The sequence below is a fragment of the Polaromonas sp. CG_9.5 genome (assembly GCF_035984465.1).
GTDB lineage: Bacteria > Pseudomonadota > Gammaproteobacteria > Burkholderiales > Burkholderiaceae_C > Polaromonas.
Genome location: NZ_JAXCHR010000016.1, coordinates 72350 through 79950, shown reverse-complemented (window position 1 = coordinate 79950; position 7601 = coordinate 72350). Strand labels below are relative to the sequence as shown.

8 protein-coding genes are annotated in these 7601 nt (G+C 62.5%); 3 read left to right on the top strand and 5 right to left on the bottom strand.

The window, feature by feature from the left end:
- Positions 1-183 precede the first annotated feature (183 nt).
- The 3 genes from eda to RCH06_RS13170 all read right to left on the bottom strand — a co-directional run bounded on the left by eda (position 184) and on the right by RCH06_RS13170 (position 3414).
- Positions 184-840: a bifunctional 4-hydroxy-2-oxoglutarate aldolase/2-dehydro-3-deoxy-phosphogluconate aldolase gene (gene eda / locus RCH06_RS13180; protein ID WP_327081921.1), complete on the bottom strand. Its 657-nt coding sequence runs from the start codon at positions 838-840 to the stop codon at positions 184-186.
- The gene (gene edd, locus RCH06_RS13175) at positions 831-2672 is read right to left on the bottom strand and encodes a phosphogluconate dehydratase (protein ID WP_327081920.1); all 1842 of its coding nucleotides are present in this window, start codon (positions 2670-2672) and stop codon (positions 831-833) included. Before edd ends, eda begins: the two co-directional genes overlap by 10 nt.
- Before the next feature lie 199 nt (positions 2673-2871).
- Positions 2872-3414: an OmpA family protein gene (locus RCH06_RS13170; RefSeq protein ID WP_327081919.1), complete on the bottom strand. Its 543-nt coding sequence runs from the start codon at positions 3412-3414 to the stop codon at positions 2872-2874.
- Positions 3415-3520: 106 nt separating this feature from the next.
- On the opposite strand from RCH06_RS13170, the gene RCH06_RS13165 reads away from it, so the two are divergent.
- The 3 genes from RCH06_RS13165 to pdxH all read left to right on the top strand — a co-directional run bounded on the left by RCH06_RS13165 (position 3521) and on the right by pdxH (position 5333).
- Positions 3521-4069: a gamma-glutamylcyclotransferase gene (locus RCH06_RS13165; protein ID WP_327081924.1), complete on the top strand. Its 549-nt coding sequence runs from the start codon at positions 3521-3523 to the stop codon at positions 4067-4069.
- 82 nt (positions 4070-4151) lie between these two features.
- Entirely contained in the window at positions 4152-4670 is a 519-nt protein-coding gene (locus tag RCH06_RS13160; RefSeq protein WP_327081918.1) for a superoxide dismutase family protein, read from the top strand.
- Positions 4671-4685: 15 nt separating this feature from the next.
- Positions 4686-5333, top strand: a complete 648-nt coding sequence (gene pdxH, locus RCH06_RS13155; RefSeq protein ID WP_327081917.1) for a pyridoxamine 5'-phosphate oxidase — start codon at positions 4686-4688, stop codon at positions 5331-5333.
- On the opposite strand, the gene folK is transcribed toward pdxH, so the two are convergent.
- Both folK and pcnB read right to left on the bottom strand, forming a co-directional pair.
- Positions 5330-5869 (bottom strand): 2-amino-4-hydroxy-6-hydroxymethyldihydropteridine diphosphokinase, encoded by a 540-nt coding sequence (folK, locus tag RCH06_RS13150; protein WP_327081916.1) that lies wholly within the window; start codon positions 5867-5869, stop codon positions 5330-5332. The two genes, pdxH and folK, sit on opposite strands and share 4 nt — an antisense overlap.
- A 14-nt stretch (positions 5870-5883) precedes the next feature.
- Positions 5884-7527 (bottom strand): polynucleotide adenylyltransferase PcnB, encoded by a 1644-nt coding sequence (gene pcnB, locus RCH06_RS13145; RefSeq protein WP_327081915.1) that lies wholly within the window; start codon positions 7525-7527, stop codon positions 5884-5886.
- Positions 7528-7601: the final 74 nt, after the last annotated feature.

Here is a 7601-nt window from a genome sequence, read left to right as displayed (position 1 = left end):
AGCCGGGTCGCCTTTTCTTTGCTTACTTTCTTTTGGCGAAGCAAAAGACAAGTGAGTTGCCGCCGGGCAACCCCCGGCCAGCCAGCCCAAGCAAAGAGAAAACACTATCAATTAAATAGCACTCAGCGCCCATCCAGCCTGCACAACAGCCCAATTCAATCAAAAATCAGCCAAAAACCGCCATCAATCTCGCACCAGCCGACTGGCTTGATGCGCCAGCGCCGTCACCTGCGCCCAATCCCCACGCGCCACCGCATCCGCCGGCGTCAGCCACGAACCCCCCACGCAAACCACATTCGGCAGCGCCAGAAACTCCGCCGCATTCGCCATCGACACCCCGCCCGTCGGGCAAAACCGCACATCGCCAAACGGCCCGCTCCACGCCTTCAGCATCGCCGTGCCGCCCGCCTGCAGCGCCGGGAAAAACTTGAGTTCACGCAAACCATCCTCCTGCGCCATCATGATTTCGCCGCCCGTCGCCACGCCTGGTAGCAACGCCAAACCGGCATCCCGGCAAGCCTGGCCCACCGCATGGGTGTAACCCGGACTGACGGCAAAGCGTGCACCCGCCAAGGCGCAAGCCTGCGCATCGGCAGCGCTGCGCACCGTGCCAGCCCCAACCACGGCCTCCGGCACATCGCGCGCAATGGCTTCAATGCAGGCCAGCGCCTGCGGCGTGCGCAAGGTCACTTCGAGCATGCGAATGCCGCCCGCCACCAGCGCGCGCGCCAGCAGCACCGCCTGCGCCACATCGGTCAGCACGATCACCGGAATAACGGGCGCGTCCTGCATCACCTGCAAGGCACTGAGTTGTCCGCTGATATCCATCGTTACATCCATGTCAAAGCTCCTTCTTCTGCCGTCAGCGCCCTGTGGCGCATGCCATTAAACAAACCCCTGCCCATGCCGATGCCATTGCGATGGCGCAATGCATCGGGCATCACGCTGACCGGCCGCGCGGCCCATTCGGCGTCAACCACCAACACGAACATATCGCCCGTCAGGCCGTCGATGCGGATGATGTCGCCATCCCGCACCTTGGCCAGCGGACCGCCTGCAGCGGCTTCGGGCGAAACGTGAATGGCCGCCGGCACCTTGCCCGACGCGCCACTCATGCGGCCATCGGTCAGCAACGCCACCCTGAACCCCTTGCCCTGCAACACCGCCAGCGGCGGCGTGAGCTTGTGCAGCTCGGGCATGCCGTTGGCTTGCGGGCCTTGCCAGCGCACCACGCAGACCACGCCCTGCGCAGCAGTTGACAAGCAAACCCGCTCCAGTTCGCCGTCATTGAAAGCTTCCAGCAGCGCCTCTTGCGAATCAAACACCCGCGCCGGCGCTTCAATCACATGCCGGTCATCGGGCACGGCTGACACCTTGATCACGCTGCGGCCCAGGTTGCCCGTCAGCAGCTTGAGCCCGCCGGTGGCGCTGAACGGCCGCACCACGGGGCGCACGATGGATTCATCCGTGGAGTCACCCACGGCATGCCAGACGAGCGCGCCGGCGTCGAGTGCCGGCACGCCGGTGTATTCACGAATGCCGCCGGCGCGCACCGTCAGCACGTCTTCATGCATCAGGCCGGCGTCAAGCAATTCGCGAATCACCAGCCCCGGCCCGCCTGCAGCCTGGAACTGGTTGACATCGGCGCTGCCGTTCGGATAGACATGCGTCAACAACGGCACCACATCAGACAGCGCCGAAAAATCATTCCAGTCAATCACGATGCCGGCCGCTTGCGCCACCGCCACCCAGTGAATCAGGTGGTTGGTCGAGCCGCCCGTGGCCAGCAGCGCCACCATGGCGTTGACGATGGCGCGTTCATCGACCACATGGCCGATGGGCGCAAAGCGTTTGGCCTTGGTAATGCCGAGCACGGTACGCGCCGCCTCGCGCGTGAGTTCGTCGCGCAGCACGTCGGCGGGCGCGACAAAAGCCGTGCCGGGCACATGCAGGCCCATCGCCTCCAGCAGCATCTGGTTGCTGTTGGCGGTGCCGTAAAACGTGCAGGTGCCGGGGCTGTGATACGACCTGAGTTCGCCTTCCAGCAGCGCATCACGCCCGATCAGCCCCTGCGCGGCCAGCTCGCGAATATGGGCTTTTTCCTTGTTCGGCAAGCCCGACGGCATGGGGCCGGCGGGCACGAAAACCATCGGCAAATGGCCAAACTGCAGCGCGCCAATCAACAGGCCTGGAACGATCTTGTCGCACACACCGAGCAGCAGCGCAGCGTCAAACATGTCGTGCGACAGGGCAATCGCCGTGCCCATCGCAATCACGTCGCGGCTGAACAGGCTGAGTTCCATGCCACTGGTGCCCTGCGTCACGCCGTCGCACATGGCCGGTACACCGCCGGCGACCTGCGCAGTGGCGCCGTGTTTGCGCGCTTCGTCCTTGATCAGCGACGGGTAGCTTTGCAGCGGCGTGTGCGCCGACAGCATGTCGTTGTAGGCAGTGACGATGCCGATGTTGGGCCGGCGCTCGGTCACGACCTTGAAGCGGTCGTCTAGCGGCATGCCGGCCACTGCATGCGCGATATTGGCGCAGCCCATGCGGTCCATGCTGGGTTTTCGGTTGCTGTCGGCCTGTAGTTGCGCCAGATAGGCGTCACGCGTCGGGCGGCTGCGCGCTTGGATGCGGGCGGTGATGTCTGAAACTGCGGGATGAAGCGCCATGGTCTGCGACCTTTCAATCAAGGGATGTCACGAGTGGGATGTAACTTTATTACCAAGTCCATGTTAACGGGTTACCGATGCTTTTTTACCCCGCATGGTTACTTTCGGGTTACCAAATTTGAGCGCAAAAAAACCCGCAGGGCGCGGGCCGCTGCGGGTTTTTGGGTCAGGTCACCGGCCAAAGCCGGGCTTGAGCCGTTTATTGAAGGCTGATTTCCACCCGGCGGGCTTCTGCATCGCTGCCGGTGGTGGTGGTCACTTGCTCGGGTTTTTTGAGTTCGATCTGGGCTTCAGCCACACCGGCTGCCGTCAAGGCATCACGCACCACCAGCGCACGTTGCTTGGCCAGCTCGGCATTTTGCGCCGCGTTGCCGGTCGCATCGTGAAAACCTGAAATCGCCACCTTGCGGCCTGCCTTGGCGCCTGTGACCACATCGGCCAACGCTTCGTTTGCACCGGCAGCCAGGTCCGCCTTGCCGGAAGCAAAGTAGAACTTCACCACGCCCTGCTCGACCTTGACGCTGGCGGCGTCAGAGGCGGCCTGGGCGGTGCTGAGGGTAGCGGGCGCAGCGACTACCGGGCCGGCAACCAGTGCTGTTTGCGCAGCAGGTGCTGCGGTGCGGCCAAACGAGCGCACCTTGAAAACACCAAAAACAAGCATCGAAGCCACCACAATGGCGACCAGACCAAACACCAGAAACAAGGCCACGCGTTGCTGGCTGTCATCATCCTGAGAAAACATCACTGACTCCCTTTTTAAAAAATTGGCCCTATTGTAAAGTGGCGCTGTGCAAACTCCAGCAAACCCGGCTCCCCACGCCGCTTACAAAAGCCGCGATCCGGCCGTCATGCTCAAGACCACCCTGCAGCAATGGGACAGCGCGTCCGATCTGTGGATTTTTGGTTACGCGTCGCTGATCTGGCGGCCAGAGTTCGACTATGCCGAAGAACGTTTCGCCTCTTTGCATGGCTACCACCGCGCCTTGAAGATGTGGAGCCGCGTCAACCGGGGCACGCCTGCGATGCCAGGCCTGGTGTTTGGCCTGCTGCCGGGCGGAAGTTGCAAAGGCGTGGCGTTTCGCCTGCCGAACGCGCAAGTGGCGTCGGCCCTGCCCGCGCTCTGGGAACGGGAAATGAGCCACGCAGTGTACGACCCGAAATGGCTGCGCTGCCGTACCGCACAAGGCGATGTCAAGGCGCTGGCCTTCACCCTGTCCAAACGCAGTCCCAACCACACCGGGCTGCTCAGCGAAGACCATTACCGGCAGATATTTTCCAGCGCCAGCGGCCGCTACGGCACGACGCGTGACTACGTCCAGCTGACCTACGACAAACTGCGAACACTCGGCATTCATGACCAAGCGCTCGGTAAACTGCTGCAACGGGTCAATCGCTGAACGACAGCACTTGCCCCCGGGCTGTCTGCACCGCCCAACACGTCCACAGTCAAAATCCTTCATTCATCTTCTGGAACCCTTCATGACACGTCAACTGATCTTGCTCGCCAGCGTGCTGGCACTCGGCGCCTGCGCCAACACCGGCACCCTGGGGCCACGCGCTGTAGCCCAGCTGCAAAGCACCACGGGCAACACCGCCAGCGGCACCGTCACCTTTGTGCAAAGCGGCGACAAAGTGAAGGTCTCCGGCGTTGTCACCGGACTCAAGGCAAACACCGAGCACGGCTTTCATGTCCATGAAAAAGGCGACTGTTCCAGCGGCGACGGTATGAGCGCGGGCGGCCACTTCAACCCGGGCGGCCAGCCCCACGGCAGCCACGCCGGCATGGCGCACCATGTGGGCGACTTGCCCAGTATCAAAGCCGATGCCAGCGGTGTGGCGAAGTTCAGCTTTGAATCCAAAACCCTTTCGGTGGGCAGCGGCACCAACGACATCGTGGGCCGTGCGTTGATCGTTCACCGCGACCCGGACGACTTCACCACCCAGCCCACGGGCAACGCCGGCGCGCGCCTGGCCTGCGCCGTGATTGCCCGAGGCTGACCCTATACTTTGCGCATGTCCAGCCCCAACTCCATTGCCGACCTTCGCAAAAGCTATGAGCGCGCCGAGCTCAACGAAGACGCTTCACACGCCGACCCGCTGAATCAGTTCGACCAGTGGCTGAGCGAAGCTATCGCAGCGCAAGTGCCCGAGCCCAATGCCATGACCGTGGCCACGGTGGCCAGCAACCTGCGGCCGTCCACCCGCGTGGTGCTGATCAAGGGCTTTGATGCGCAGGGCATCGTCTGGTACACCAACTACGCCAGCCGCAAGGGCGTTGAGCTGGCCGGCAACCCGTATGCGGCGCTGCAGTTTCACTGGGTCGAACTCGAGCGCGTGGTGCGCATCGAAGGCGTGGTCGAAAAAGTGTCTGACGAAGAAAGCGACGCCTACTTCAACAGCCGGCCACTCGATTCACGCATTGGCGCGTGGGCCAGCCCACAAAGCGAAGTCATCTCGGGCCGAGGCATTCTGGTGGCCAATGCCGCCAAATACGGCGCGAAATTCATGCTCAATCCGCCGCGTCCGCCGCATTGGGGCGGCTACAGGCTAAAACCCGACAACTGGCAGTTCTGGCAAGGCCGAAAAAGCCGCCTGCACGACCGCCTGCGCTACACGTTGCAGGACGATGCCAGCTGGCTGCGCGAACGGCTGGCGCCTTAAACCGTCAAACGGCCCAGCCGCTCAATGCGCTGGTGCTGCACCGCAATCAGCGCTTCATCGCTGACGCAACCCGGCGCAATCTCTGCCAGTGGCACCAGTACAAAAGCCCGCTGCTGCATGCGCGGATGCGGCACGGTCAGCCGCGCTGAATCGATGTGTGCGCTGCCATAGAGCAACAAGTCCAGATCCAGCGTGCGTGGCGCATTGCGATAAGGCCTTTCGCGCCCGGCTTCTTGCTCCAGCTGCTGCAGCTGGTCAAGCAACGCAGGCGCAGTCAACCCGGTTTCCAGCGCCACGACGGCATTGAAATAGTCGCCTCCCGGCGCGGGGGTGTCGCTGCCGGAATCGGTATCAATCGGCGCGGTTTTATACACACTCGACGCTTGGCGCAACCGCGTCAGCGGCAAATGCGCCAACGCCGCTGACGCCTGCTGCAGCGCAGCCACGGCATCACCCAGATTGGCACCCAGCGCCACGTAAGCCGTCACCGCGTCACGCGCGATGGCGACCCGGTGTTCAGGCGGGTGCGTGTGCATGGCGCGCTGCGGCTTCAGGATTCAGAAGCGGACGAAGGGTTTGGGGCAGACGAAGGTGACGTATCACTGCTTGCGTCTCCCGCACCGGCACCGCCCGTGGGCTTGCGGCGGCGGCGACGTTTTTTGGCCGGTGCCGCATCGCTCTCTTCCATGCTCACCCCTTCAGGCGCGGCATGGCTGATGCGCGCAGCTGGGGCGGGCGCTTGAACATCAGGGCTGGCCATCTCGGCTTCTACCCGTTTGACCCGCACGCGCGGTGTCTGCGGTTTTTTCTGCTGGGATTCGCGCACGGCGTCAATCATGTCGTGGCGCTCGTCGTCATAGGCGGTGCTGAATTTCTCCCACCATTCGCCCAGCGCCGGATCAATCTCGCCAATCTGGCCGCGCAGGCGCAAGAAATCAAAGCCGGCCCGAAAGCGCGGCTGGTCCAGCAGCGAATACGGCGCATTGCCGACACGTTTTTCAAAACGCGGCTGCATGGTCCAGATTTCGCGCATGTCGATGCCGAGCTTGCCGCGACCCGAGACATCGCCAATCTTGGCGTTGAAAGCCTCGTCAATGGCGTCCTGCAGCGCCGGCATGGCGGGTTCGCCGCGCTTGAGACGCCGGTCCCAGCCACTGCGCACATCCGCCCACAGCACGCACGACAGCAAAAAGCTGGGCGCGACCGGCTTGCCTTCGCCAACGCGGCGGTCGGTGTCTTGCAGCGCCAGTTTCAGGAAAGGGTCGTCGGCCATTTCAACCACCACGTCGAGCAGCGGGTAAATGCCGGTGCCCATGCCCAGTGCCTTGAGCTGCGCAATGCTGGCCAGCGAATGGCCGGTCTGCAGCAATTTGAGCATTTCGTCGAACAGCCGCGACTGCGGCACGTCGGCCAGCAGGCCGCACATTTCCTTCAGCGGGGCGGCTGTTTTTTCCTCGAAATTGAAGCCCAGCGCATTGAGCTTCGCGCCAAAACGTACGGCGCGAATAATGCGCACCGGGTCTTCGCGGTAACGCAGCGCCGGGTTGCCGATCATGCGGACAATTTTGTTCTTCGAGTCGCCAATGCCGTTGTGGTAATCAACGACGATTTGCGTTTCCGGGTCGTAGTACATGGCGTTGATGGTGAAGTCGCGCCGCGCGGCGTCTTCTTCCATCGGGCCCCAGACGTTGTCGCGCAGCACCCGGCCGGAGGCATGAACGGCGTGTTTCATGCCGGCGAGTTCGCTCTTGCTGGTGCGCTCGTTGCCGCCCACCTGCTCGGCCAGGGTGTTGTCCATGTGCGCGCGAAACGTTGAGACCTCAATCACTTCGTGCTCGCGGCCCCGGCCATAAATGACGTGGACGATGCGAAAACGCCGGCCAATGATGAAGGCGCGGCGAAACAGGCTTTTGACCTGTTCGGGCGTGGCATCGGTAGCCACATCGAAGTCTTTCGGCTTCAAGCCCACCAGCAAGTCACGCACCGCGCCGCCGACGATATAGGCCTGAAAACCGGCTTGCTTGAGCACATGCACCACGTCCATGGCGCGTTCGTCCACCAGCTTGACGTTGATGCCGTGGTCTTTGAACTCAATGTCGTGGCGTTTGCCGAAGGGAGATTTTTTGACCCGTTTCGATGCGGATTCGGTGCTGTCAGCTTTGCCAAACAGCTTGTCTATGAATTTTTTTATCATGAAATATTAGGTTTTTGAGGGCAATGCAGCCGATGTGCAAACGCACACGCTGCCAGTGCCTGTTTCAGCTTGGG